Raw genomic sequence first — 25,220 nt, forward strand, 5'->3', positions numbered from 1 at the left:
TAAAATTTAGGCGCGAACCATAACAATCCGCGCCTTTCTGAAGGGGAATAATGTCTGTTTAATATTTCTCTTCTTCGAAGGAGTTCCCGGCTTCGTCCAAACCGCCGAAACCCTCTTTGTCGAAATCTTCCATATCGAAGTCTTGGTCGCCGTAAAAGTTTTCGTCCAAGTCCAGGGAACCGCCGGCAGCTGCCATTTCTTCAAAGTCAACGGTCTGCTTGGGAGCTTCACCCGCTTTCTTGGTGCATTTGGCGCCTTTCATTTCTTTTCCGGTAATGATTTCAGAAAGCTCGATGAAGAAGCAGCGTTCAGTCATATAATCGAATACATAGAGAAGTTTCTGCTTCTCGTCTTCAACCAGTTCGCTCAGCTGGGTCTCTTTCATCACCCAACTGTCCATTTCCGGATTGTCGTCCATTTCTTCCAGCGTAATTTCCTTTTCTTTTTCCCAGTCATCATCGCAAATGAAGAAAGAAGTCATCTGGTCGTTGGTGTAGCCTGCCGACTTTAGAATCGCCTCATGGAAGTCATAAAAGGTAGCTTCCGGGTCTATCTGTATTTCTCTGACAAAATCGTCCACCTCATCAGAGATGATTGTAAATCTGTAGATCATGATGATTTATAATTTATGATTTCTGACTTCTGATTTTGTGTAAATCATACGTTTTTCATTTTCCTGCGGGGATAATGCCGCGGGCTGATTCACGTATAAAGTTTACGATATAGCTTATTTCCGGTGTCATTTCCATTTCATCCTCGATTTTCTTCAAGGCATCCGTATTGTTCAGGCCGCCTTGATAGATGATGCGATAGGCATCATGGATTTTCTCGATGGTCTCGTTGGAGAAGCCGCGTCGGCGTAACCCTACCACATTGATTCCCGCATAGCAGATAGGCTCGCGTCCGGCAATGATGTACGGCGGGATGTCCTTGCTGAAACGGCAGCCGCCCTGTATCATGCCGTAACCACCTACATGGCAGAATTGGTGCATCAGTACATTGGCGCTGATGATGGAATAATCGTCGATGACAATTTCACCCGCCATTTTTGTAGAGTTGCCAATGATACAGCCGTTGCCTATTAGGGCATCATGCGCCACGTGTACACTTTCCATCAAGAGATTGTTGTTGCCGACAATGGTTCTGCCTTTGGCAGCTGTACCGCGGTTGACAGTTACGTTTTCACGTATGATATTGTTGTCTCCGATTTCAGCAGTGCTTTCCTCCCCTCTGAACTTTAAATCCTGGGGAATGGCACCGATAACGGCTCCCGGGAAAATGGTGTTTCCATTGCCGATGCGTGCACCGTACAGAATGTTGGCGTTTGCCATAATCTTGTTGTTATCACCGATTACCACATTCTTGTCAATGAAAACAAAAGGAGCAATTTCTACGTTTTCCCCGATTTTAGCTTCGGGATGAATATACGCTAAGGGACTTATCATATTATTTACGATTTAGCTATTTACAATTTACGATTGAGATTACTTGCGATTTACTGTATATACGATTTTACCCGAAGGTGATAATTCTTATGGGTAATATGAATCGTAAATCGTAAATCTTCTAATCGTAAATCTATTTATTTGTTCTTAACTATTTGTGCCATAAACTCTGCTTCGCAGACCACCTTTTCGCCTACGAACACATAACCTTTCATGGTGGAGATGCCGCGGCGTATGGGGGCCATCAGCTCTACACGGAAGATGAGCGTGTCTCCCGGTACCACTTTCTGGCGGAATTTCACACCGTCAATCTTCATGAAGTAGGTGGAGTAACGTTCCGGTTCATCCACCGAATTCAGTACAAGCAAACCTCCCGTCTGTGCCATTGCCTCTATCTGCAATACACCGGGCATTACGGGTTCCTGCGGGAAGTGTCCCTGGAAGAAAGGTTCGTTGGAAGTTACGTTCTTGACACCTACAATGTAGTTGGCACCTATTTCTATGACTTTGTCCACCAATTGCATCGGGTAACGGTGAGGCAGAAGTTCGCGGATGCGGTTTACATCCATAATCGGTTCGCGGTTGCAGTCGTAGGTAGGAGCCTGTATTTCGTGCAGGCGGATTTCCTTGCGCATCTGGCGAGCGAACTTATTGTTGATGGTGTGTCCCGGGCGGGTAGCGATGATACGGCCCTTGATGGGCTTGCCTATCAAAGCCAGGTCACCGATGACGTCGAGCAACTTGTGGCGGGCGCATTCATTGGGCCACACCAAAGGTTTGTGGTTGATATATCCCAATTGTTTGGCGTCCATGTGAGGAACACCCATCACATCGGCCAGCTTGTCATAGTTCTCCTGGGACATTTCGCGTTCGTAAATAACAATCGCATTGTCAAGGTCGCCGCCCTTGATAAGACCGGCTTGCAGCAACGGCTCAATTTCGCGTACAAACACGAAAGTACGGCTTGCGGCGATTTCATCCTTGAACTTCGTCATGTCTTCCAGCGTTGCAAACTGGTTGGGGAGGATGTTGGAGTCGTATGATACCAATACATTCAAGCTGAAGTTCTCGTCCGGCAATACGATGATGGAAGAGCCGGTTGTTTCGTCACGGAATTCAATTTTGGACTTGATGATATAGAAATCTTTTACGGCATTTTGTTCTACAGTGCCTACGCGCTCTATTTCGTTGACATAATATTGGGCGCTTCCGTCCAGAATGGGAAATTCCGGTCCGTTTACCTGTATCAGGCAGTTATCGATACCCAATGCATAGAGGGCTGCCATACCATGCTCCACTGTGCTCACCTTTACTCCGTTTTTGGAGATTACAGTTCCACGGGTAGTTTCGGATACGTTGTCTGCAACGGCATCGAAGGTTGGCTGTCCTTCCAGGTCGATACGTTGGATTTTGTATCCATGGTTATCCGGAGCAGGATTGAAAGTAACGGTTAGGTCAAGTCCCGTATGAAGACCTTTTCCACTAAGCGAAAAGCTATCTTTCAGAGTCTTTTGTTTTAACATTGGTTACTTATTTAATTGTTGTTTAAGTTCATTCAATTCTTTGCGGAGCTGGCGTAGCTCCACTTGCATTTCCGGCAAACTTCTTTGTACGATGGATGCCTTGAAATATTGTTTCAGCTCCATAGGAGGGGTGCCGATAAGCTGGCTGCCGTCTTTTATGCTACTGGGAACACCAGACTGTGCGCCAAGGTTTACTTTATTGCCAATATGAATATGGCCTGCAATGCCTACCTGACCGCCGAACATGCACCATTCTCCTATCTTGGTAGAACCTGCTATACCTACTTGCGCCGCCATTACGGTGTGGGAGCCTATTTCATCGTTGTGTGCCACCTGGATTAAATTATCCAGTTTCACGCCGCTATGTACGATGGTAGCTCCCATAGTAGCACGGTCCACACACGTGTTGGCACCGATTTCCACATGGTCTTCCAGAATGGTAATGCCTATTTGCGGGATTTTTTCATAACCCTCGGAAGTGGGGGCGAAGCCGAAACCGTCTGCACCGATAACGCAACCGGAGTGCAGGATACAGTGGTTTCCTACCCGGCAATCGTGGTAGATGGTTGAATTGGCGTAAATAATACAGTCATTGCCTACTTTGGCACCGCTGCCAATCGTGACGTGCGGATGAATGACCGTATTGTCTCCCACCTCTGCATGCTCGTCAATGCAGGCAAAAGGCGCAATGTAAACATCCTTGCCAATTTTAGCTGTTTCGGCAACAAATGCCAGAGAGTCAATTCCCACTCGCTTTGGTTTACTTTGCTCATAAAGATTTAGCAATTTAGCAAGACTTTCATACGCATTGTCCACTTTAATCAAGGTAGCTTTCACTTCTTGTTCCGGAACAAAGTCCTTATTTACCAGAACAATGCTTGATTGGGTTTCGTATATGTAGGGGGTATATTTGGGGTTGGATAGGAAGGAGATGGCTCCCGGTATTCCCTCTTCGATTTTCGCAAAGGTGTGAACGGTAGCATTCTCGTCTCCAACAATTTCTCCTTGGATAAATGTTGCAATTTGTTTAGCAGAGAACTCCATGTCTTATTCTTGTTAGATGGTTTCAAAACGCAAATAACGGACTTTTTTTTTATATTTCCTTGTCCTGAGGTGAATATTTTATACTTATCTATGCAAACGTTGGTAGCATAAGTAGTATTTTTTTACTTTCTTGGACAGAAGAGAGATATTGAGCATATCCGATGCTTCGGCAATATTCTTGATGCTGCCGTCGTTGTAGAGGATGTCAATACTGTCATCTGCCTCGTCGTACATATTCTTCTCGATGCTGGGGGTAGAGATGAAATATCTCGCTTCGGAGAGAGGGATGTTCAGTTGTTCACTGATTTGCAAAGTTAGTGCTTTTTTCCGTTCCTCACTAATAGGTTCGGTAGAAATCTCAACTTTGAAGATGTTTCGGTTAATCATGCCGGCGCTCAAGGTGGACAAAACCTTGTCCGAATGGCGGCTCCATACCTTGAGGGCAGTCCAGATGTCATTATCGTCCAACTGAATGAAATTCTCCAAACATTCGGGATTGTTGTAGAATGCCTCCCGGCTGATGTCGTTGTATAGAAAGAATTTCAAGGCGGGTGAGGCAAAGAGGTCTATGCCGCGGCTTGCCAGTTCCTTGGCGCGGAGCAGGGCGCTAATCAGCATTTTCTCGTAGGCAACGGAGGTCTTATGCAGGTAGACCTGCCAGTACATCAGGCGGCGGGCGGTGAGGAAGTTCTCAATAGAATAGATGCCTTTGGACTCTACTACCAGGTGGTCATCCTTTACATCCAGCATCTTGATGATGCGGGCGGAGCCAATGTTGCCTTCGGTCACTCCGGTATAGAAGCTGTCGCGGCGCAGGTAGTCCAGGCGGTCCATATCCAGTTGCCCGCTTACCAGTTGGTGCAGGAAGCGCTTGGGGTATTCATCCTTGAAAATTTGAATGGCGAGTGTCAACTGTCCGTTCATTTCCTTGTTGATACGTTCCATCAGCATCAAGGAGATGTCTTCGTGGGAGACGCCCTGCACGATAGTATTTTCCAGTACGTGGGAGAAGGGGCCGTGGCCGATGTCGTGCATCAGGATAGCGGCTTCCACAGCTTCGGCTTCGCTGTCGAAGATAAAGTTTCCTTTGGTGGCAAGTTGCTGGATGGCCTCACTCATCAGGTAGAAGGCTCCCAAAGAGTGTTGGAACCGTGTATGCTGCGCACCGGGATATACGACAGAGGACAACCCCAGTTGCTTGATACGGTTTAGACGTTGCAAAAGAGGATGTCGTACAACATCGTACAACAACCCCTTTGGTATGTTGATGAACCCGAAGACAGGGTCGTTGATAATCTTTCTTTCGAACATTAAGCGTTAGCCGTTAATCACTTTTTTCAACTCTTCCGCCATCTGTGCCTGCACTTCTTGGGCTGCTTTTCGGCTGGCGGCGGCGAAGTTCTCTGTCTTGTCCACGTAGATGATGCCACGGCTGGAGTTGACAATCAGGCCGCAAGTCTTGTTCATGCCATACTTGCAGACTTCTTCCAGGGAGCCGCCTTGTGCGCCTACGCCGGGAACCAATAGAAAGTGTTCGGGAACAATCTTGCGGATATCTTCGAAGGCGCGGCCTTGTGTGGCGCCTACTACGTACATCATCTGTTCGTCACTGGCCCACTCCTGGGATTTGCGGAGCACTTTTTCGAAGAGGCGTTCGCCGTTGGTGTCTTCCGTCAGCTGGAAGTCGTGCGAGCCTTTGTTGCTGGTCAACGCAAGCAGGATTACCCATTTGCCTTCGTACGTAAGGAACGGGGTCACACTGTCTTCGCCCATGTAGGGAGCTACGGTTACGGAATCTATATCCAGCTCTTCGAAGAAGGTGCGGGCATACATGGCAGAGGTGTTCCCGATGTCACCGCGTTTGGCGTCGGCAATGATGAATTGGTCGGGATAGTTCTGCTTGATGTAATTTACGGTTTTCTCGAAAGCTATCCAGCCTTTCACGCCCATACTCTCATAAAATGCCAGATTGGGCTTGTAGGCGATGCAGAGGTCGGCAGTAGCGTCGATGATAGCTTTGTTGAAAGCGAATATAGGGTCTTCCTCTTTCAGAAGATGTTCGGGTATTTTCTTGATGTCGGTGTCAAGACCTACGCAAAGAAATGACTTCTTGCGCTTGATGTTCTCGAATAATTGCTGTTTGTTCATATTATTTTTTAGTTACGGGCTACAAGCTACGAGCTACGAGAGATAGCGTGTGGGCTGGCAGCTGGTTGTTTTTTTAGTTATGAGTTACGAGCTACTTGTCACTTGTTTCTTGTAACTATCTTACAGCTCGCTCTCTTTCAGCCTTTCTGCATTTTCCGCCACAATCAGGTGGTCGATGCAGTCTTGGATGTCTCCGTCCATAAAGGCGGCGAGATTATAAATGGTGTAGTTGATGCGGTGGTCGGTGATGCGTCCTTGCGGATAGTTGTAGGTGCGTATCTTGGCAGAGCGGTCGCCAGTACTGACCATCGTCTTACGCTTGGAGGCGATATCGTCGATGTACTTCTGGTGTTCCTTGTCGTAGATGAAGGTACGTAGGCGCGAGAGGGCGCGTTCCTTGTTCTTGGGCTGGTCGCGCGTCTCGGTACATTCGATGAGGATTTCTTCGACTATGCCTGTGTTGGGATTCTTCCAGTTGTAGCGCAGGCGCACGCCGGATTCCACCTTGTTCACGTTCTGACCGCCGGCACCACCGCTTCGGAAGGTGTCCCACTTGATTTCACCTTCGTTGATAACTACGTCGAACTCTTCGGCTTCGGGAAGCACGGCTACACTGGCGGCTGAGGTGTGTACCCGTCCTTGCGTTTCTGTGGCCGGTACGCGCTGCACGCGGTGCACGCCCGATTCATATTTCAGTGTGCCGTATACATTGTCGCCCGTCACGGAGCAGACAATTTCCTTGAAACCGCCGGCTGCACCTTCGTTGGCGCTGGATATCTCCATTTTCCATCCCTTGGATTCGCAATACTTGGTGTACATGCGGAAGAGGTCGCCGGCAAAGATTGCCGCTTCGTCACCACCCGTGCCGCCACGAATTTCGAGGATGGCATTACGGCCATCCTGCGGGTCGGCGGGGACGAGCAGCAGCTTTATCTGCTCTTCCAGTTCCGGTTGGCGGGCTTGGCAGGCATCCAGCTCTTCGCGTGCCATTTCCCGCATCTCCTGGTCTGTTTCGTTGGCGATAATTTCTTTGGCTTCTTCTATGCCGCCCAGTACTTGCATGTACTCTTTGCGGGCATTCATCAGGTCGCCCAGTTCTTTATATTCTTTGGTGAGCTTGACGTAACGCTTCTGGTCCGCAATCACTGCCGGGTCTGTAATCAAGGTCGACACTTCTTCGAAGCGGGCGACAAGCCCTTCCAGCTTTTCGAGTATGGTATTGTTGTCTGCCATATATTTAATACTTGAACTCTCCGAATTCGCTCTTGATAATCAGTTCTTTCTTGTCGCTTTCTTCCACGCGGCCTACAATCTGTGCATCGATGTTGAAACTCTTCGAAATAGCAATCACCTCTTCTGCATGTTCGGGAGAGAGGTACACTTCCAGGCGATGCCCCATATTGAACACCTTGTACATTTCACTCCAGTCCGTATCGCTCTGCTCCTTGATGGTCTTGAACAACGGTGGAACGGGGAAGAGATTGTCTTTGATGACACGGCAGTTGTCTCCCACAAAGTGCAGTACCTTGGTTTGTGCGCCGCCCGAGCAGTGTACCATACCGTGGATTTGGGGACGGAGCGCATCGAGCAGTTTCTTTACTACCGGTGCGTAGGTGCGGGTAGGGGAAAGTACCAGCTTTCCTGCATCCAGCGGACTGTCTTCGACACTGTCTGTCAGTTTTAGCTTGCCACTGTATACCAGTTCTTCGGGTACAGCCTTGTCATAGCTTTCAGGGTATTTCTCTGCCAGGTATTTGGAGAATACATCGTGGCGTGCGCTGGTCAGTCCGTTACTGCCCATACCGCCATTGTATTCTTTCTCATAAGTAGCCTTTCCGTAAGATGCCAGACCAACAATCACATCGCCCGGACGGATATTGGCATTGTCTATAACATCTGAGCGCTTCATGCGGCAGGTCACTGTCGAGTCTACGATAATGGTACGTACAAGGTCGCCCACGTCGGCTGTTTCGCCACCGGTGGCATAAACGCCTACACCCATCTCGCGGAGTTCGGCAAGCAGTTCGTCCGTACCGTTGATGATGGCTGAAATTACTTCGCCGGGGATGAGAAGTTTATTACGTCCGATGGTAGAGGATACCAGAATGTTGTCTACCGCACCCACACAAAGCAGGTCGTCGATGTTCATAATCAGTGCATCTTGTGCAATGCCTTTCCACACACCCAGGTCGCCGGTTTCCTTCCAGTACATATAGGCAAGACTGGATTTGGTGCCTGCTCCATCGGCATGCATAATGTTGCAATACTCCGGGTTACCGCCCAAAATGTCGGGGATAATTTTGCAGAAAGCCTGCGGGAAAATACCTTTGTCGATGTTCTTGATGGCGTTGTGCACATCTTCCTTAGATGCGCTGACGCCTCGCATCATGTATCGTTGATTACTCATGAGATAATAGGTTTGTTCAATTGAATGTGCAAAGATACATCTAATCTTCTACAACACAAAGCGAGGCACAAAGTTTCTCGCCTTTGTGCCTCGCTATAGAGTTGTGTATTTATCAGAATTGTACCTGGGGAGCTTGTTCCGCTCCTTCTGCCGCTTCGAAATAAGCTCGTTTCTCAAAACCGAAGAGACCGGCAAGGATATTTTTGGGGAAACGGCGAATGGCTGTATTGAAGTTCTTGGCTGCATTGTTGAAGTTGGTCCGTGCTACGTTGATACGGTTTTCCGTACCTTCCAGCTGTGCCTGCAGTTCCAAGAAATTCTGATTTGCTTTCAAGTCCGGATAGTTTTCTGTGATGGCAAGCAATTTACCGAGGGCAGAAGTCACCGCACCTTGTGCTTTCTGATATTCAGCCAGCTTTTCCGGAGTAAGGTCTGCAGCATCCACTTTGATTTGAGTGGCTTTGCTGCGGGCTTCTACTACACCTTCCAGTGTTTCCTTCTCGTGCGTGGCATATCCTTTCACGGTATTCACCAAGTTCGGAATCAGGTCGGCACGGCGTTGGTATTGGGTTTCTACGTTCGACCATTGTCCGCTGACATTTTCGTCCATGGTTACGAGTCCGTTATAGCCGGTTACACCCCAAATGGCGAGAAGAGCTATAACAACGATAATGATAATGGTTGATTTCTTCATACTTTTCATTTTTAGGCCTCACCTCCGATTCCTCTCCGATAGAGAGAGGGGAGGAGGGGAAGGCAGTTATTAATCATTTAATTATATTCTATGTAAACGTTTTATTTTCTTCCAGTATCCTCGAAGGTGTGTCAAAACGGTTGATGGCGCACAGATGACACATACTCGGCGTTAGAACCGGGAACCGGCTCCACCGCCACCTCCCATACCGCCTCCGAAGCTACCACCGCTGAAGCCTCCTCCGCCACTTCCGCCGAAGAGACCTCCACCACCGAAGATGACCGGACCACCTCCGCCTCCTCCCCGGTAGTTTTCATCGTATGACTGCTGGCGGCGCACTACTTTATGTCCGCAATTGCGGCAGGTGTAGGTCACATCTTCCGTTTTCACTCCATTGCGGCGTGAGATGAGTATGCTGCTGCTACGTTGCAATTTATGTTGTCCGCAGTTGGGGCATTTGTTGGCAGCGCGTTGGGCAAGGATGCCTATAATAGATGCCACTGCGAGGAAACCGATAAGTCCCAGTAGGATACCTCCTACGGAGAGGTCATCCTCCTCTTCCGTGTCATTCACCATAGTGCCGTCAAGACGTGAACAGACCGCCTTTACACCCGCGACCATTCCGGCATCCCAATTACCGTCTTTTAGATAGGGAATCATATATTTGGTCTGTATGCGTTTGCAGATGGCGTCAGGCAGGTCCCCTTCCAAACCGTATCCCGTATAAAACTGGATGCAGCGTTGATCGGTTACCAGCAGAATGACCAGACCGTTGTTTTTCTCTTTTTTCCCTACTCCCCATTCATTGAGCAGCCGGTGTGAGAAATCAAAACAGTCTTCTTGTCCGATGGAGGGAACAACGGCAACTACCGTTTCAATACCCGTCTGCTGCTCCAATGCGTAGAGCATGCGGTCTATGTCGGCACATGCCTCTTTGGATAAGATGTCGGCAGGGTTGCAGACATAACGCGTCTTGTCCTGAAGGTGTACTTTAGGAATGTTCTTAGTGGTGTAGACTTCTTGTGCCTGCAAGGATATGAACAAGCACAGGAAGAATGCTATGGAAATAAATCGTTTCATATTACCAATGTTTGTTGCGGCGAAGATAGGAAAAATCACGTCAATGTATGTATTTCCCTACGAATTTCTTTACATGCTCGGTGTATTCCTGCGGATAATCCTTGTAAGACATGGCATGTGTGGCACCGGGTACAATCCATAATTCTTTGGGTTCGGGCTTGGCTTCATAGAGGGGATAAACCATCCACGTCGGTACAAAGGTGTCGGCATCACCGTGGATGAAGAGCATCGGCAAAGTACATTTCTTTACTTGCTCCAGGGCAGAAGCTTCGCGGAAATCCCATCCGTACTCCTGCCGGCAAAGCCAGCTTGCAGTATGCAGTAGGGGGAAAGAGGGCAGTCCGAACTGTTCTTTCAACTCCCCGCGAAACTCATCCCATACGCTTGTGTAACCGCAGTCTTCCACAAAACACTTGATGAATGGCTGTTGGTATTGTCCGTGTTCCACTTCGCCGGATACCATCATGGTGGTGGCGGCTCCCATGGAGATGCCGTGTACTACCATCTTTGTACTGCGGGACGCTATGCTGTCCGTATGGCTGCGTCCGAAAAGCTCATCGGCGGTTTCGGTCCATTGCAACACGTCGAGCCGGTCTTTCCAGCCCATCTGTACATGGTTTCCTTCGCTCATCCCGTGTCCGTAAAGGTCGGGCAGCAGGATATTGAAGCCCATCTCCTTGCTGTACAAATAACCTATCATCAGCATGCGCACGGCGTTGTCCGTATATCCATGTACGATGACTGCCGTTTTGTCGGTAGGGCGGGCAGCGGCAACATAGAGCGCATGCAGCGTCTCTCCGCGGTCGTTCTCGATGTAGAAGTCCTTCAGTGCTCCTGCGGTCATCAGGCTATCCACCCAGGGGTGCAGTTCGGGGTAGCGCTCGTACATGAAATCGTAGGATGCGGCTATGTTGCGGCTGCGTGAAACGAGGTCGTCCGGTTTCAGGGAATAGCCCAGCATATAGTACCCTCCGCACAACAGTAGGGTGCAGAGGGCGGCCAGACTGAGAATTGAATATTTTATGGCTTTTTTCATTATTTATTCCAAATTTCCCATGCGGCAAAGGCCTGCAACAGCAACATCTCCAGTCCGTTCTTGGTGACGGCTCCTTGTGCCTGGCCTTTCTTCATGAAGAGGGTTTCGTTTGGATTATATAACAAATCGTAGAGCAAATGGTTGGGGGTCAGTAGCTCGTAAGGAATGTTGGGACAGAAGTCCACTTTGGGGTACATGCCTACGGGGGTACAGTTGACAATCACCGTGTACTCCTGCATGATTTCCGGTGTCAGCTCTTCGTAAGTGAGGTATTTGTCCTCTTTCTTGGTGCGCGATACGAAGGTACTTTTTATACCCAGGTTCTCCAGCCCGCGATATACGGCTTTCGATGCGCCGCCGGTGCCCAGAATCAGGGCTTTCTTGTGATGTGGTTGCAAAAGCGGTTCTATGGATTGTGTGAATCCTATGATGTCGGAATTGTAGCCAACCAGCTTTACCTTGCCTTTGGGAAGGCGGATAATCTTGATGACATTGACGGCGCCTATCTTGGCGGTGTCTTTGTCCAGTTCGTCCAGATAGGGGATGACTTGCTCCTTGTAGGGAATGGTCACATTCAGTCCACAGAGGTTAGGGTTTTCCTCTATAACTTCCATGAAATCCTCGATACGTGGAATTTCGAAGTTTACATATTCTGCATCAATGTTTTCTGCCGTGAATTTCTCATTGAAATATCCGATGGAAAAGGAATGTTTCAACGGGTAACCTATTAAACCGTATTTCTGCATAATGAGGGTGTGTTAAAGGGGAATTAATGATTATTTTCTGGCTGTATACAACGTACATATTCCGAAAGTGAGCCGCTTGAAGTGTACTTCACTGAAACCGGCCTTGCGGATAACTTCCTGCATCACTTCTCCTTGAGGGAAGGCACGGATGCTTTCCGGCAGATAAGTGTAGGCGCTGTTGTCTTTCGAAATACATTTACCGAGCAGGGGGATAACGACTTTGGAGTAAATGGTAAACAGTTGTTTCATCGGGAAGCGGTCCGGCGTGGAGAGTTCCAGTATGACAAGATGTCCGCCGGCCGTCAGTACGCGGCACATTTCGGACAGTCCTTTATCCAGCCCTTCGAAGTTGCGGATGCCGAACGCTACGGTTACAGCATCGAAACTCTCATCGGCAAACGAGAGAGAGGTGCAGTCCTCCCGGGCAAATGAAATCTTGTCCGAGAGGTGCGCCCGTTTTACTTTTTCGCGCCCCACATTCATCATGCCTTCCGAGATGTCGGTACCAATCAAAGCATCGGGTTGCAGTTCGCGGCATGCAAGGATGGCGAAATCACCGGTGCCGGTAGCTACGTCCATGATACGTCGGGGGTGGAAAGGAAGGAGGTATTTGATTGCCTTCCTGCGCCAGCTGCGGTCAATACCCATGGATAGGGTGTGATTCAGCTTGTCGTAGGCGGGAGCGATGTTGTCGAACATTTCTTCCACTTGTTCGCTCTTCTTACCGTCAGCGCCGTAGGGCTTGATGTGTTCTTGGGGGTAATCCATGATTTTTTTATGTGCTAATGTGCTGATACGCCAATGTGCTAATTGGCTGCGCTATTATGCCGCAAGGTCATTAGCACATTGGCATATTATCACATTAAGTAATTAGTTACATTCTTTTCAATGCGTTCGGCAATGTTGTCGGTATCTTCCTTTACGAACTTCTCGCCAGTGATGTGTTCGTACAGTTCGATGTAACGTTCGCTGATTGAAGTAACGATTTCGTCTGTCATTTCCGGTACCTGCTGTCCTTCCTTACCCTGAAAACCGTTGTCCATCAGCCATTCGCGTACAAATTCCTTGGAAAGTTGTTTCTGCGGTTCGCCTTTGGCAAAACGTTCTTCGTAGCCTTCGGAGTAGAAATAACGGCTGGAGTCCGGGGTATGGATTTCGTCCATCAGATAAATCTTGCCGTCGTGCTTGCCGAATTCGTATTTGGTGTCTACCAGAATCAATCCGCGTTCCGCTGCAATCTCTGTACCGCGTTTGAAGAGAGCCATTGTGTATTTTTCCAATACGGCATATTCTTCGGGCGTGGCAAGTCCTTGTGCTAGGATTTCTTCTTTGGAGATGTCGGCATCGTGTTCGCCAATTTCGGCTTTGGTAGTCGGGGTGATGATGGGTTCGGGGAACTTCTGGTTCTCCTTCATTCCTTCGGGCAGTTTCACACCGCAGATTTCACGGACACCGCTTTTGTAAGCGCGCCATGCACTGCCGCAGAGGTAACCGCGTACAATCATTTCTACGGGGAATCCTTCACACATCACGCCTACCGTCACCATCGGGTCGGGAGTAGCCATTTTCCAGTTGGGGCAGATGTCGGTGGTGGCATCCAGAAACTTGGCTGCAATCTGGTTCAGCATTTGTCCCTTGAAAGGAATGCCTTTGGGCAATACTACGTCGAAGGCTGAGATACGGTCGGTAGCTACCATGACCAACTTCTCGCCATTGATGTTGTACACATCACGAACCTTCCCATGATAGACACTTTTCTGTCCGGGAAAGTTGAAATCTGTTTTTGTTAATGCTTTCATCTTTGTAATATTTACGATTTGAGAATTTACTGTTTCTGTTCAATCTTGCTATTGGCTTGTTCGGCCTTGCGTCTTTCGCGCTCCGCTTTCGCTTCTTTGTCAAACTTTTCGTAGGCCTCCACAATTTGGGTGACAAGCTTATGCCTTACGATGTCTTTCTTGTTCAGTTCCACGAAGCTGATGCCTTTCACTCCTTTCAGAATACGGAGTGCCTGCACCAGACCGGATGTCTGGGAGGAAGGCAAGTCAATCTGCGTCATGTCTCCCGTGACAATCATCTTGGTGTTCATTCCCATGCGGGTGAGGAACATTTTGATTTGCTGGGTGGTGGTGTTCTGCGCTTCGTCCAGAATGACGACGGCATCGTTCAGTGTGCGTCCGCGCATAAAGGCGAGGGGGGCAATCTGGATGATGTTCAGCTCCATGTACTCTTTCAGCTTGGCAGCAGGTATCATGTCCTGCAGGGCGTCATAGAGCGGTTGCAGATACGGGTCTATCTTGTCCTTCATGTCGCCGGGCAGGAAACCGAGCTTTTCTCCGGCTTCTACAGCGGGGCGGCTGAGGATGATTTTCTTGATTTCTTTGTTTTTCAGTGCCCGCACAGCAAGCGCGATGGCAGTATAAGTCTTTCCGGAACCGGCAGGACCGATGGCAAACAGCATGTCGTTCTTGGCAAAAGCCTCCACCAGTTTCAGCTGGTTCTCGCTGCGCGGGATAATCGGCTTTCCGGTTACGCTGAATACAATGACATTGCCCGATTTCTCTGCTTGCGGGGCATTGCCTTTGATGATGTCTATAATGACCTCTTCTTTCAAAGAGTTGTACTCGGCACAGTGTTTTTCCAGTTTGGTGATGTTCTCCTCGAATGCACACATTTCCTCCTCATCACCCAATACTTTGATGACATTGCCACGGGCGATGATACGAAGCTTGGGATACAGGGCTTTTATCAGTTGCATGTTGGCGTTGTTTACGCCGTAGAATATTACCGGATCAATATCTTCAAGAACAATCAGTTTTTCTATCATTGATATGCTTTAAAGTTCAATTCGTTCTTTTAGTGAAACGTTTTGCAAATGTAGTGAAACGTTTGGATACTTAAATGGTTCTATCGGGTATTTTTTTTGCAGAGGCTTCGGGTAGATTGCCGGCAATTGTTGCACGACGATGCCGTTTCCTTTTTTTGAGCATCCGATGCGTTGCCGGTTCAGCGTCTGCTCCTTCATGTTGAAGATGATATTGGGGTCGAAGTGCTGGCCGTTGACTCGTGTCTCAAAGTGGAGATGCTCGGTAGAGGCGCGTCCGGTACGTCCGGTCAGTGCGATGGGCTGTCCGGCTTTGACCGTGTCGCCACAATGTACAAGGTTTTTGAAGTTGTGGCTGTATATCGTTTCCAGTCCGAAGTCATGGCGTACGACAACGACATTGCCGTAGGCGCTGTAAGGCTTGGACATCCGTACTACGCCGTTGAAGGCACTCCGTATGGTGTCTTTGGCGCAGGTCTTGATGTCTATGCCGCTGTGGCGTCCCCGCCCCCGTCCGTAAGGGGAGATGACTTTTCCTCCGGGCAGAGGAAAGGAGTATTCCGTGTCCGGAATGTCCTCCAAAGGTAGCTCTATCAGTTCTCTTTGCGAAAACAGTCCTGGAGTGGCAACGCGGATATGGTTGGTTTCCATGGCGGAAAAGACCGCTTTTTTCCCTTGTGCCGTGGCACCAAGGGCTATGAGTAGGAGAGGGACAAGAACGCGTATTCTCATTTATTCAAAATATTGTATGGTCCCACCGGTAGAGGAAGCATATTTCTCCAACAGTCCCAATATCATTTCGGCTGCTTCTTTCAGGCCTTCCTGCCCGTTGTAGCCGTTGACAATGGCAAGGATATGGCGGGTTTCCAGTTTCATCTTGGTGCGTTCGTGGTCACTGGTCGGGGTACCGATACCGCCTATACGGTCGCGGTAGACGGGTAGCCCTTCTATGTTCAGCATGCCACGGCCTATACCCTCGAACGATTCCTCTGCACGTCCTATGCCCAGTTCAAGGTCGGTTCCTTGTATCTCGTCGGCATCAAATCCGCCGATAGAGTGACCCGTACGTAAGGAAACAAGGTTGATAAGGTCTACCAATGTATCTATCTGATAGAGTTCCAATCCGCGTAGCAGTCGTCGTCTCAGTGCTTCGGCCGAGGGACGGTAGCGGCTGGGGTCTTTGCCGCAACGTTTGTAGGCTTCACGGGTGGCGGCAATGACAGGTTGGTACTTGATGCTGTCCGTGGTTTCACGGGCTCTTAGCTCTTGGGTGAAAGTTGCGATTTCCTGCCACAACCCTTCGCTATATGCGGTATTTGTCACTTCGGCAAATACGGCCGCACCACGGAATTCGGAGCAATTCTGTTTGATTTCTTTAGAAAGTGTGATATGATACATTATAATATGCTTGAATATGTTCTTTATCTCAATTTCATTTTAACATGATTCCTGACAGTAATCTTCCGGATTTGATACCCAGCCTGCGTGCGGAGAAGAATTCTTCGTGTCGGGTGTATGTGCAGATGCCTGCCGTCTCCACTTGTGCGGAAGGTACTCCGAAGTCCAGCAGTTGCAGTCGGTTGGCAGCCCATAGGTCGATATGGTATTTGTGGGTGTCGGGTTTCCATTCGGAGATGTAATCCATCTGGAAACCGTTCTTGCGGAATGTTTCATAGACTTCGTCGCCTACCTCGAAGGCAGAAAGGGAGATGCCGGGGCCGATGCAGGCTATCACTTCTTTACCCTCTGTGCCATAGCAGGCACTCATCTTGTCGAGTGTGTGGCCGAGGATGTAATTCACAGTGCCACGCCATCCGGCATGAACAGCGGCTATCACGGCATTCTTCCGGTCGTAGAGCAGGATGGGAATGCAGTCTGCCGTAGAGATGCAGATGCAGCAGCCCGGTTCACGGGTTATCAGTGCATCAATGCCCTGCAACATGGAGTGGCGTTCTTCTGCTGTTGCATGCAGATAAGTTCCGTCAATGACAAGTGCCTTTGTCCCGTGGGTCTGAAACGGGATGACCAGTTCTTGGGGGCGTTGGGGCAGGGAAGAACATACTATTTCCTGGTTGCGGCGTACAGCTTCGGCTTCGTCTCCCGTGTAAGGTGTACAGTTGAGGGAGGCATAGTTACCTTGGCTGCATCCACCGTGGCGGGTGGTTACAAAACAAGAAATGCCGGGATATGAGGCAAGCAGCTCATATCCCAACATTTTCCTATCTTCTGTAAGAGGAATCATTTTTTATCTTCCTCCCAATCTTCTTCGTATTCAAAGTCCTCGAGGTCCTCTATGTCCTTGTCGTCATTGACGTATTCATAGCTGAGGTCCTCGTCCTCACCCTCTTCTTTCAATTCTTCCTGCAGGTGGTTGAGGTCTTTGGCGCGATGGGCAATGCTGTCCACTTTGCCTTCTATCTTATTACTTTCCTTGTTCAGCTCTTCCCAAAGGATGTCTTTCAGCGTAGAGATGCCCATGCCGGAGACAGCAGAGATGAATATATGCGGAATCCCTTCGGGCAGTGTCGGCTCTATCTCGTCCATCAGTTCCTGGTCGAGCATGTCGCATTTGGTGACGGCAAGCACTCTCTGTTTGTCCAGCATTTCGGGGTTGAAAGTGCGAAGCTCGTTCAATAGGATTTCGTATTCCTTACGGATGTCGTCACTGTCGGCAGGCACCATGAACAGCAACAATGAGTTGCGCTCGATGTGGCGCAGGAAACGCAATCCTAAGCCTTTGCCGGCACTGGCTCCTTCGATGATGCCGGGAATGTCCGCCATCACAAACGATTTGCTGTCGCGATAGGACACGATGCCCAGATTGGGTTCCAGCGTTGTAAACGGATAATTGGCGATTTTGGGCTTCGCCGCAGAAACGGATGCCAGTAAAGTGGATTTTCCTGCATTGGGGAAACCTACCAGACCGACGTCTGCCAGCAGCTTCAGTTCCATGATTACCGTCAACTCCTGCATCGGTTCGCCCGGTTGTGCAAAGCGGGGAGCCTGGCGTGTGGCGGTTTTGAAGTGCCAGTTACCCAGACCTCCGCGTCCGCCTTTCAGCAAGATGACTTCTTGTTCGTGCTCGGTGACGTCGCAGATATATTCACCCGTTTCGGCGTTGTACACCACCGTGCCGCAGGGCACTTCAATCACCTTGTCCGCTCCGTCTTTTCCGAAACTGCGGTTTTTGGAACCGGATTCTCCGTGACCTGCCAGGATGTGGCGATCGTACTTCAGATGGAGTAGCGTCCAGTAGTTGCGGTTACCCCGCAGGATGACATGGCCTCCTCGTCCTCCGTCACCTCCGTCGGGGCCTCCGTTGGGTATGTATTTCTCACGCCGCATATGCGTAGAACCTCGTCCGCCCTTTCCGGAGCGGCAATATATTTTTACGTAGTCAACAAAATTCGATTCAGCCATATTCTGTTTTATTGTTATTTCACTGCGTCAATAGCCTTGCAAACATCGGCAAAGATTTCTTCCAATACGCCGAAGCCCTGGATGTGTTGGTATTTGCCGTCCTGCTTGTACCAGTCAATCAGCGGAGCTGTCTGTGAGTGGTAAACCACCAGACGCTTCTTGATTGTCTCTTCATTGTCGTCTGCACGTCCTGATTCTTGTCCGCGCTTGATGAGGCGCTTCATCAGTTCTTCTTCGGGCACGTCGAGGTCGAGCATCACGCTGACTTCCTGTCCGCGTTCGGCGAGCATCTTCTTTAATGCTTCAGCCTGGGCGATTGTTCTGGGGAAGCCGTCGAAAATCACGCCTTTGCTATCCTTGAAGCTGTCGAATACGCTTGCCAGAATATCAATCATCAACTCATCGGGAATCAACTGGCCCTGGTCGATATAACCTTTAGCAGTCTTGCCCAGTTCTGTACCGTTTTTCATTTCAGCACGGAGCACGTCTCCGGTAGAGATGTGGTTAATGCCATACTTTTCTACAATCTTTTCACTTTGTGTTCCCTTACCTGAACCGGGAGCACCAAAAATTACAATGTTCAACATTTGCTTAGTTATTATTTAATGATTTACTATATTATGTCTGTATCAGTCTACTACAGTATAAATGTCGGGATAGTTGCGCCCGAAGCCGTCATAATCCAACCCGTAGCCCACAATGAAGTCGTTCGGAATATTCATGGCCACATATTCTATGTTTAAATCAACTTTCAGCTTATCAGGTTTCACCAGTAGGGAGGCAATATGAATCTCCCTGGGACCGCGAGTGCCGAGGGTGTCCAGTAAGCGTTGCATGGTGAGTCCCGTATCTACTATGTCCTCTACAATGACCACTGTACGGTCTGTGAGGTCTTCATTGATGCCTATTACTTCCTTGATTACCCCGGTAGAGGATACTCCTTGATAAGATGCTAATTTGACAAACGAAATTTCGCAGGGAATCGTGATTCGTTTCAGCAAATCGGCGGTAAACATGAACGAACCGTTCAGTACGCTGAGGAATAGAGGATTCTTTCCTGCCAGGTCGCGGTTGATTTCGTTCGCTACACGGGTTACTTCTTTCAGTATGTCCTGCTCCTTGATGGAGACTGTGAACATCTTGTCTTTTATTTGTATGGTATCCATAGATGGGATGTTTTTAGAAAGTTGCCGCAAAAATACGATTTTTATTCCACTCCATGCATCATCTTCTGTAATTTCTTTGAAAGCAGGAAGAGGATAAGCGATGCCGTGGCAGACATGACGACGAACACCATGAAGAAATCGTACATCGTCTCGATGCGATAACCCAGCAGCGTCTTTACTTTTCCGGCTTCGGGGTAGAGCCCGCTCAACGTGCCTGCAAACTTATTGGCAGTGGCGGTGGAGAGGTACCATATCCCCATCATTAGTGAGGCGAAGCGGATGGGCGTGAGCTTGTTCACCATGGAGAGCCCGATGGGCGAGAGGCAGATTTCGCCCATGGTATGGATGAAGTAGAGCCCCGTCAGCCAGATGAGACTCACCTTGATGCCCGGCTGAACATCTTTCACCCCAAAGCAGATGACGAGATAGCCCAGTGAAAGCAGTAGCAGGCCGATGGCTTGCTTGGTGGGCGAGGCGGGCTCCATGCCCCGTTTGCCCAGGGCGCCCCATACGCCCGGCATGATGGCGGCAAGTATCACTACAAAGAAGGGGTTGAAGGACTGAATCCAGGAGGCGGGCATTTCCCACCCCAGGATGACGCGGTCGGTCTGCTCGGAGGCGAAAAGCGTGAGCGAGGCGCCTGCCTGCTCGTAGGCCGCCCAGAAGAAAATGACGAAGAAGGCGATGATGTAGATGACGAAGATGCGGTCGCGCTCCGTCTTGGTGAGCGAGCCTTCCAGCAGGATGCTGACGGGAAACACGATGCAGGCGGTGAAGATGCCGATGCTTATCCAATCGCTCCCGAAACACCGGTAGAAGAAACCGGCAAGCGCGATGGCGAGCAGGGCGAGCAGCAGGTAGTTGCGCATGGGCCGTCCGTTGGCGTGGGCACTCTTCCGGGCGGTGTTGTCTGCCTGGGGCCGCTCCTTGCGGGCGTCGGGGATAATGCCGAGGGGCTTGCCGTCGGGGCCGATGAGGTACTTGTTCTTCTGGGTTTCGAAGAGGACGACCGTCAGCACGGTGACGATGGCTGCGATGAGGAAGCCCCATCGGAAGTCGTGAGGATTGCCCGTCTCGCCAAAGTAGCCGCAGACCAGCGGGGCGAGGAAGGAACCCACGTTGACACCCATATAGAAGATGGTGTAGGCGGAATCCAGCCGTTTGTCACCCGGCTTGTAGAGTTGCCCCACCAGGGAGGAGACGGTGGGCTTGAAGCAGCCGTTGCCCAATATAAGGAAAGTCAGTCCGCCGTACATCAGCCAATGCGAAAGCTCACGCGCCTCCAGCATCGAGGCGCTGGCAAACATCAGGAACTGGCCGACTGCCATCATCATGGCCCCCCAGAAGACGGAACGGCGGATGCCCCAGTATTTGTCGGCGATGTAGCCTCCGATTAAGGGCGTCAGGTACACCAGTCCGGTGTAGCTGCCGTAGATGGAGGCGGCGTGCTCCTTGTCGAAAAGGAGCGCCTGGGTGAGGAACAGGATGAAGATGGCACGCATGCCGTAGTAGCTGAAACGCTCTGCCGTGCTGGTGGCGAAGATAAGGTAAAGACCTTTCGGGTGTCGGGATGTACTCATTGAATATGCTTTTATTGTTTTGGCTTTTATTATATGTTGAGGGTACAAAATTAGTCATTATTTTGCGTAAGTTAATGGGTATAATTAGAAACTTGCCGACAAGCCTGCGGGAACTTGCCGACAACTTGTGCAAACTTATCCGTAAGCCTACGCAAACTTAAAACAGAATTTCTGTTTCTGTAAATAAAGCTTTTGTTTATAGAAATAGAGCTTTTGTTTCTAAGAATAAAGGCTTTGTTCTAAGAATCCTTTGCATTGAAGACAACTTTTCCTTACAGAGCAGATATTTTTTCCCGGGGGACAAAGCAACTTGATAAAAAACGTCTTCTCTTTGTACAGTTGAAATCAAAGCCCTATCTTTGCTCTACGATTTTAAGATAATCCTATTATGAAGATATTTCCTACTACAAGCATCAAGCAACTGGATGCAGATACCATAGAGAATGAACCGATTGCCTCCATTGACTTGATGGAACGTGCCTCACGCGCATTGGCCCGTGCCATTGCCGAGCGTTGGGAGCCGGACACGCCGCTCACCGTTTTTGCCGGACCGGGGAACAACGGTGGCGATGCGCTTGCCCTGGCGCGACTGCTGGCCGGGAAGGGCTACCGGCTCGAGGTGTATCTCTTCAATACGAAAGGGACGCTTTCGCCGGACTGCGAGACGAACAAGGAGCGGCTGGCCGACGTGCCGGGCGTGGACTTCCACGAAGTGACCACTCAGTTTGTGCCTCCTGTGCTGACGGCGGACCATGTGGTGATAGACGGCCTCTTCGGCAGCGGTCTGAACAAGGCTCTGAGCGGCGGTTTTGCAGCCGTAGTGAAGTACATCAATGCTTCGCCCGCCACGGTGGTGTCCATCGATATCCCATCGGGACTGATGGGTGAGGACAACACCTACAACGTACATACGAATATCGTCCGTGCCCATCTGACACTGAGCCTGCAATTGCCGAAACTGGCATTTCTCTTTGCCGAGAACGAGCCGTATGTGGGCGAATGGCAGTTACTGGACATCGGGCTCAGTGAGGATGCCATTCATGATATGGAAACGGACTTCTGCCTGCTGGAGCATGAAGATGTGTCTGCCCTGCTGAAGCCGCGCAGCCGGTTTGCCCATAAGGGGAATTTTGGCCGCGCACTGCTGATAGCCGGTTCGCAGGGGATGGCGGGAGCTTCGGTGCTGGCTGCGCGTGCGTGCCTGCGTTCGGGTGTGGGGCTGCTGACGGTACATGTGCCGTTCTGCAACAACTTCATTGTGCAGACTTCCGTGCCCGAAGCCATGACGGAGCTGGACATCAGCGACACCTGCTTTGCCGCCGCTACTGATACGGACGATTATCAGGCCGTGGCGATAGGTCCGGGACTGGGAAAGGCGGCAGAGACCGAGGCGGCTCTGCTGGAGCAGATAGAGATATGCCAGACTCCGATGGTGGTGGATGCTGATGCCCTGAACTTGCTGGGCGAGAAGCGTAACTATATAGGGCGTCTGCCCAAAGGGAGTATTCTGACTCCGCACCCCAAGGAACTGGAGCGTCTTGTAGGCAAATGCCAGAATTCGTACGAACGCTTGATGAAGGCTCGCGAGCTGGCGAAGAGCGCCGGAGTGCATATCATCTTGAAAGGCGCTTATTCTGCCATTGTCACTCCTGCCGGGAAATGTTTTTTCAACCCTACCGGCAATCCGGGTATGGCAACGGGAGGCAGCGGTGATGTGCTGACGGGAGTGGTGCTTGCCTTGCTTGCCCAAGGCTATGAGCCGGAGAAGGCTGCCTGCCTGGCCACGTATGTGCACGGACTGGCGGGAGATGTTGCCTGCAAGAAGCAGGGGGCAGTGGGGATGACGGTGGGGGATATAGTTGCCTGCCTGCCGCTAGCGTGGAAGATGCTGGAAGAATAAGGAGAGAAGTGTAATTTGGATGGCTTGTCATGTCAACAGAAATAAGATATTTTGAAAACAGAAAAGATTGGCGGAAGTGGCTGGCTGACAATTTCGATACTGCCGATGGAGTCTGGTTTGTGTTTCCTACTAAATCTTCAAGCGAGAAAAGTATTGTATATAATGACGCTGTTGAAGAGGCCCTTTGTTTCGGGTGGATTGACAGCACGATAAAGTCACTTGACAAAGAACATAAAATTCAGCGTTTCACGCCCAGGAATCCTAAAAGTACCTATTCGCAAGCCAACAAAGAAAGGTTGAAATGGTTACTGGAGCATAAAATGATACATCTTGAATTTGAGGATAAAATACGAACTGTCTTGTCGGTTCCTTTTGTTTTTCCAAATGATATAATCGACAGATTGAAAGAGGATGAAAGAATATGGAAGAATTATCAGAGTTTCTCTGACCCCTATAAACGTATCCGAATCGCATACATTGAAGCGGCGAGGAAACGACCGGAAGAATTTGAAAGGCGATTAAATAACTTTATCTGTAAAACGAAAGAGAACAAAATAATAATAGGGTTTGGCGGGATTGAAAAATACTATTAACGCTAATTCTTTTCCGCTTATTTCTCTCTTGTCGTAATGTGGAAGCATCCTTGCTTCAACTCGTACTTGATGTAGCATTTATCGGCTTTCCGCAGGTCACGGAGCACTTCCGAAAGAACCAGTTTTAAGGTATCTGCGCTGACATCCTGCAAAGGACGTCCATCCTCGTCTTCTATTTTCTGAAAGCGCTTCCAACTGACATCGAATGTCGTTCCGTAAAAATGTGCCGAGTTTGGAGAAGCATTGCCGTTACGGCGGCGCAGGCGTTTTACGTCGTCTTGGGTGCGGAGTACGGAAGTCACAATTATCTTGTTTGGATTCAGCCCCTTGGCGGTCAGTGAATCAAGGAAGTTGTGTCCGATGGTGTCCAGCAGGCTGGCGGCGCCCGGAATGAGATAAGGGATGGAATGCGTCAGTGAATCCACGGCATAGAGCTCGTTTGTCGTGATAGGTTGCAGTTGCTCTCTCATCTTTTCTGCTTCCTCGCGGGATGAAAGTACACGTATGCCGATGGCTTGGGCTACATTGAGATGTTTCTCATTCAAGTCTCCGAACGAGCGCTTGTAGCTGACAACACCCCGAATGTTGCGCGGTTCGTTCAACTTGAGCGACATGTCCTTCTTCTTGCAGCCGGCAAAGGTGAATGTTGCGGCAGCTGCGACAATTATCAGTATAGGTAGGATTCTGGAAGAATATCTCATCTTATAAATGTACTATGTCTGTGAAAAATCTGCGTTAATCTGTGTAATCTGTGGTGAAAACCTTGCAAAGATAATTCAAACCTTCTTAAGTTTGCACTATCTTTGCACACAAAAAAGACCGTGCAACGATATTTTATATACCTGGCTTATGATGGCACCGCTTATCACGGCTGGCAAATCCAGCCGAATGGAGCGAGTGTGCAGGAGTGTTTGATGAAGGCGCTGAGTACCTTGCTGCGTCGCGAGGTGGAAGTCGTGGGAGCGGGGCGTACCGATGCCGGGGTGCATGCCTCACTGATGATAGCTCACTTTGACAGTGATTCTCCTCTGGACACTGTTTTTATGACGGATAAGCTGAATCGTCTGCTTCCTCCCGATATTTCCGTATACCGCTTGCGGGCCGTGAAGCCCGATGCACATGCCCGCTTTGATGCTACGGCGCGGATGTATAAGTATTACGTCACTACTGCCAAGATGCCTTTCAATCGTCAATACCGTTGCCGTCTGTTCCAAACGCCGGACTTTGAGCGGATGAATGAGGCTGCCCAAACCTTGTTTGACTATACGGACTTTACCAGCTTCAGCAAACTCCATACCGATGTCAAAACCAATAATTGCAAGATTATGCATGCCGCCTGGACGCAAGTGGACGATGTGACCTGGGTGTTCACCATCCAGGCCGACCGGTTCCTGCGGAACATGGTACGTGCCATTGTCGGCACTCTGCTCGAAGTGGGGCGTGGAAAACTTTCCGTTGAAGGTTTCCGACGCGTCGTCGAACAGAAGGACCGTTGCCAGGCAGGAACTTCCGTTCCCGGAAATGCATTGTTTCTGGTGGACGTAGCCTATCCGGAAACTACTTTTTTAGAATAAAAGAGGGATGTACTACAAAAACGTAGCCCCCTCCCTTTAA

At 49.7% G+C, this 25,220-nt stretch carries 26 protein-coding genes; 3 read left to right on the forward strand and 23 right to left on the reverse strand.

Annotated features, from left to right (window positions below):
- Window positions 1-58: 58 nt before the first annotated feature.
- From JXR92_RS07605 to JXR92_RS07710, 22 genes are all read right to left on the reverse strand, one after another.
- On the reverse strand, window positions 59-613 hold the full coding sequence (locus JXR92_RS07605; protein ID WP_057282010.1) for an IS1096 element passenger TnpR family protein: 555 nt from the start codon (window positions 611-613) through the stop codon (window positions 59-61).
- Window positions 614-668: 55 nt separating this feature from the next.
- Window positions 669-1,445: an acyl-ACP--UDP-N-acetylglucosamine O-acyltransferase gene (gene lpxA / locus JXR92_RS07610; RefSeq protein ID WP_009037103.1), complete on the reverse strand. Its 777-nt coding sequence runs from the start codon at window positions 1,443-1,445 to the stop codon at window positions 669-671.
- A gap of 137 nt (window positions 1,446-1,582) precedes the next feature.
- Window positions 1,583-2,968 (reverse strand): bifunctional UDP-3-O-[3-hydroxymyristoyl] N-acetylglucosamine deacetylase/3-hydroxyacyl-ACP dehydratase, encoded by a 1,386-nt coding sequence (locus JXR92_RS07615; protein ID WP_005823709.1) that lies wholly within the window; start codon window positions 2,966-2,968, stop codon window positions 1,583-1,585.
- A gap of 3 nt (window positions 2,969-2,971) precedes the next feature.
- Window positions 2,972-4,012, reverse strand: coding sequence for a UDP-3-O-(3-hydroxymyristoyl)glucosamine N-acyltransferase (gene lpxD, locus JXR92_RS07620; RefSeq protein WP_117599417.1), 1,041 nt, complete (start codon window positions 4,010-4,012; stop codon window positions 2,972-2,974).
- 84 nt (window positions 4,013-4,096) lie between these two features.
- Window positions 4,097-5,323: an HD domain-containing protein gene (locus tag JXR92_RS07625; RefSeq protein WP_117599418.1), complete on the reverse strand. Its 1,227-nt coding sequence runs from the start codon at window positions 5,321-5,323 to the stop codon at window positions 4,097-4,099.
- Between the two features lie 6 nt (window positions 5,324-5,329).
- Window positions 5,330-6,160 (reverse strand): orotidine-5'-phosphate decarboxylase, encoded by an 831-nt coding sequence (gene pyrF / locus JXR92_RS07630; RefSeq protein WP_117599419.1) that lies wholly within the window; start codon window positions 6,158-6,160, stop codon window positions 5,330-5,332.
- A 120-nt stretch (window positions 6,161-6,280) separates the two neighbouring features.
- Entirely contained in the window at window positions 6,281-7,393 is a 1,113-nt protein-coding gene (gene prfA, locus JXR92_RS07635; protein ID WP_016272584.1) for a peptide chain release factor 1, read from the reverse strand.
- A gap of 4 nt (window positions 7,394-7,397) precedes the next feature.
- On the reverse strand, window positions 7,398-8,567 hold the full coding sequence (locus JXR92_RS07640) for an AIR synthase-related protein (RefSeq protein ID WP_120141110.1): 1,170 nt from the start codon (window positions 8,565-8,567) through the stop codon (window positions 7,398-7,400).
- A 112-nt stretch (window positions 8,568-8,679) separates the two neighbouring features.
- Window positions 8,680-9,261, reverse strand: a complete 582-nt coding sequence (locus JXR92_RS07645; protein WP_005835359.1) for a LemA family protein — start codon at window positions 9,259-9,261, stop codon at window positions 8,680-8,682.
- A 171-nt stretch (window positions 9,262-9,432) separates the two neighbouring features.
- On the reverse strand, window positions 9,433-10,341 hold the full coding sequence (locus tag JXR92_RS07650; RefSeq protein ID WP_117964786.1) for a TPM domain-containing protein: 909 nt from the start codon (window positions 10,339-10,341) through the stop codon (window positions 9,433-9,435).
- A 40-nt stretch (window positions 10,342-10,381) separates the two neighbouring features.
- The gene (locus JXR92_RS07655; RefSeq protein WP_117599423.1) at window positions 10,382-11,377 is read right to left on the reverse strand and encodes an alpha/beta hydrolase; all 996 of its coding nucleotides are present in this window, start codon (window positions 11,375-11,377) and stop codon (window positions 10,382-10,384) included.
- Window positions 11,377-12,123, reverse strand: coding sequence for a shikimate dehydrogenase family protein (locus tag JXR92_RS07660; protein WP_005835363.1), 747 nt, complete (start codon window positions 12,121-12,123; stop codon window positions 11,377-11,379). Before JXR92_RS07660 ends, JXR92_RS07655 begins: the two co-directional genes overlap by 1 nt.
- A 30-nt stretch (window positions 12,124-12,153) precedes the next feature.
- Complete coding sequence (gene ubiE / locus JXR92_RS07665) at window positions 12,154-12,891, reverse strand: bifunctional demethylmenaquinone methyltransferase/2-methoxy-6-polyprenyl-1,4-benzoquinol methylase UbiE (RefSeq protein ID WP_098032550.1); 738 nt, start codon at window positions 12,889-12,891, stop codon at window positions 12,154-12,156.
- An 89-nt stretch (window positions 12,892-12,980) separates the two neighbouring features.
- Window positions 12,981-13,922 carry a phosphoribosylaminoimidazolesuccinocarboxamide synthase gene (locus JXR92_RS07670; RefSeq protein ID WP_117599425.1) on the reverse strand — a complete coding sequence of 314 codons (942 nt, stop codon included), beginning with the start codon at window positions 13,920-13,922 and terminating at the stop codon, window positions 12,981-12,983.
- 26 nt (window positions 13,923-13,948) lie between these two features.
- Window positions 13,949-14,950, reverse strand: coding sequence for a PhoH family protein (locus JXR92_RS07675; RefSeq protein ID WP_117599426.1), 1,002 nt, complete (start codon window positions 14,948-14,950; stop codon window positions 13,949-13,951).
- Window positions 14,951-14,959: 9 nt separating this feature from the next.
- On the reverse strand, window positions 14,960-15,679 hold the full coding sequence (locus JXR92_RS07680) for a M23 family metallopeptidase (protein WP_117599427.1): 720 nt from the start codon (window positions 15,677-15,679) through the stop codon (window positions 14,960-14,962).
- Window positions 15,680-16,345, reverse strand: coding sequence for a B3/B4 domain-containing protein (locus tag JXR92_RS07685; protein ID WP_117599428.1), 666 nt, complete (start codon window positions 16,343-16,345; stop codon window positions 15,680-15,682).
- A gap of 34 nt (window positions 16,346-16,379) precedes the next feature.
- The gene (gene pgeF, locus JXR92_RS07690) at window positions 16,380-17,189 is read right to left on the reverse strand and encodes a peptidoglycan editing factor PgeF (protein WP_117599429.1); all 810 of its coding nucleotides are present in this window, start codon (window positions 17,187-17,189) and stop codon (window positions 16,380-16,382) included.
- The gene (obgE, locus tag JXR92_RS07695) at window positions 17,186-18,367 is read right to left on the reverse strand and encodes a GTPase ObgE (protein WP_138345065.1); all 1,182 of its coding nucleotides are present in this window, start codon (window positions 18,365-18,367) and stop codon (window positions 17,186-17,188) included. Before obgE ends, pgeF begins: the two co-directional genes overlap by 4 nt.
- Before the next feature lie 14 nt (window positions 18,368-18,381).
- The gene (locus JXR92_RS07700; RefSeq protein ID WP_005823672.1) at window positions 18,382-18,954 is read right to left on the reverse strand and encodes an adenylate kinase; all 573 of its coding nucleotides are present in this window, start codon (window positions 18,952-18,954) and stop codon (window positions 18,382-18,384) included.
- 42 nt (window positions 18,955-18,996) lie between these two features.
- Entirely contained in the window at window positions 18,997-19,533 is a 537-nt protein-coding gene (gene hpt / locus JXR92_RS07705) for a hypoxanthine phosphoribosyltransferase (protein WP_005823670.1), read from the reverse strand.
- 41 nt (window positions 19,534-19,574) lie between these two features.
- Window positions 19,575-21,113 carry a peptide MFS transporter gene (locus JXR92_RS07710; RefSeq protein ID WP_131225865.1) on the reverse strand — a complete coding sequence of 513 codons (1,539 nt, stop codon included), beginning with the start codon at window positions 21,111-21,113 and terminating at the stop codon, window positions 19,575-19,577.
- A gap of 388 nt (window positions 21,114-21,501) precedes the next feature.
- Here JXR92_RS07710 and JXR92_RS07715 point away from each other — a divergent pair, with 388 nt between their 5' ends.
- Window positions 21,502-23,013: an NAD(P)H-hydrate dehydratase gene (locus JXR92_RS07715; RefSeq protein WP_138345067.1), complete on the forward strand. Its 1,512-nt coding sequence runs from the start codon at window positions 21,502-21,504 to the stop codon at window positions 23,011-23,013.
- Between the two features lie 29 nt (window positions 23,014-23,042).
- A complete protein-coding gene (locus tag JXR92_RS07720) occupies window positions 23,043-23,606 on the forward strand; it encodes a YdeI/OmpD-associated family protein (protein ID WP_005823665.1) in 564 nt (187 codons plus the stop codon).
- 17 nt (window positions 23,607-23,623) lie between these two features.
- On the opposite strand, the gene JXR92_RS07725 is transcribed toward JXR92_RS07720, so the two are convergent.
- On the reverse strand, window positions 23,624-24,307 hold the full coding sequence (locus JXR92_RS07725) for a DUF5715 family protein (RefSeq protein ID WP_005823664.1): 684 nt from the start codon (window positions 24,305-24,307) through the stop codon (window positions 23,624-23,626).
- Window positions 24,308-24,427: 120 nt separating this feature from the next.
- On the opposite strand from JXR92_RS07725, the gene truA reads away from it, so the two are divergent.
- Window positions 24,428-25,180 carry a tRNA pseudouridine(38-40) synthase TruA gene (gene truA / locus JXR92_RS07730; RefSeq protein ID WP_138345069.1) on the forward strand — a complete coding sequence of 251 codons (753 nt, stop codon included), beginning with the start codon at window positions 24,428-24,430 and terminating at the stop codon, window positions 25,178-25,180.
- The last annotated feature ends 40 nt before the right edge of the window (window positions 25,181-25,220 follow it).

The organism is Bacteroides parvus (assembly GCF_017309675.2).
GTDB classification, from domain to species: domain Bacteria; phylum Bacteroidota; class Bacteroidia; order Bacteroidales; family Bacteroidaceae; genus Bacteroides; species Bacteroides uniformis.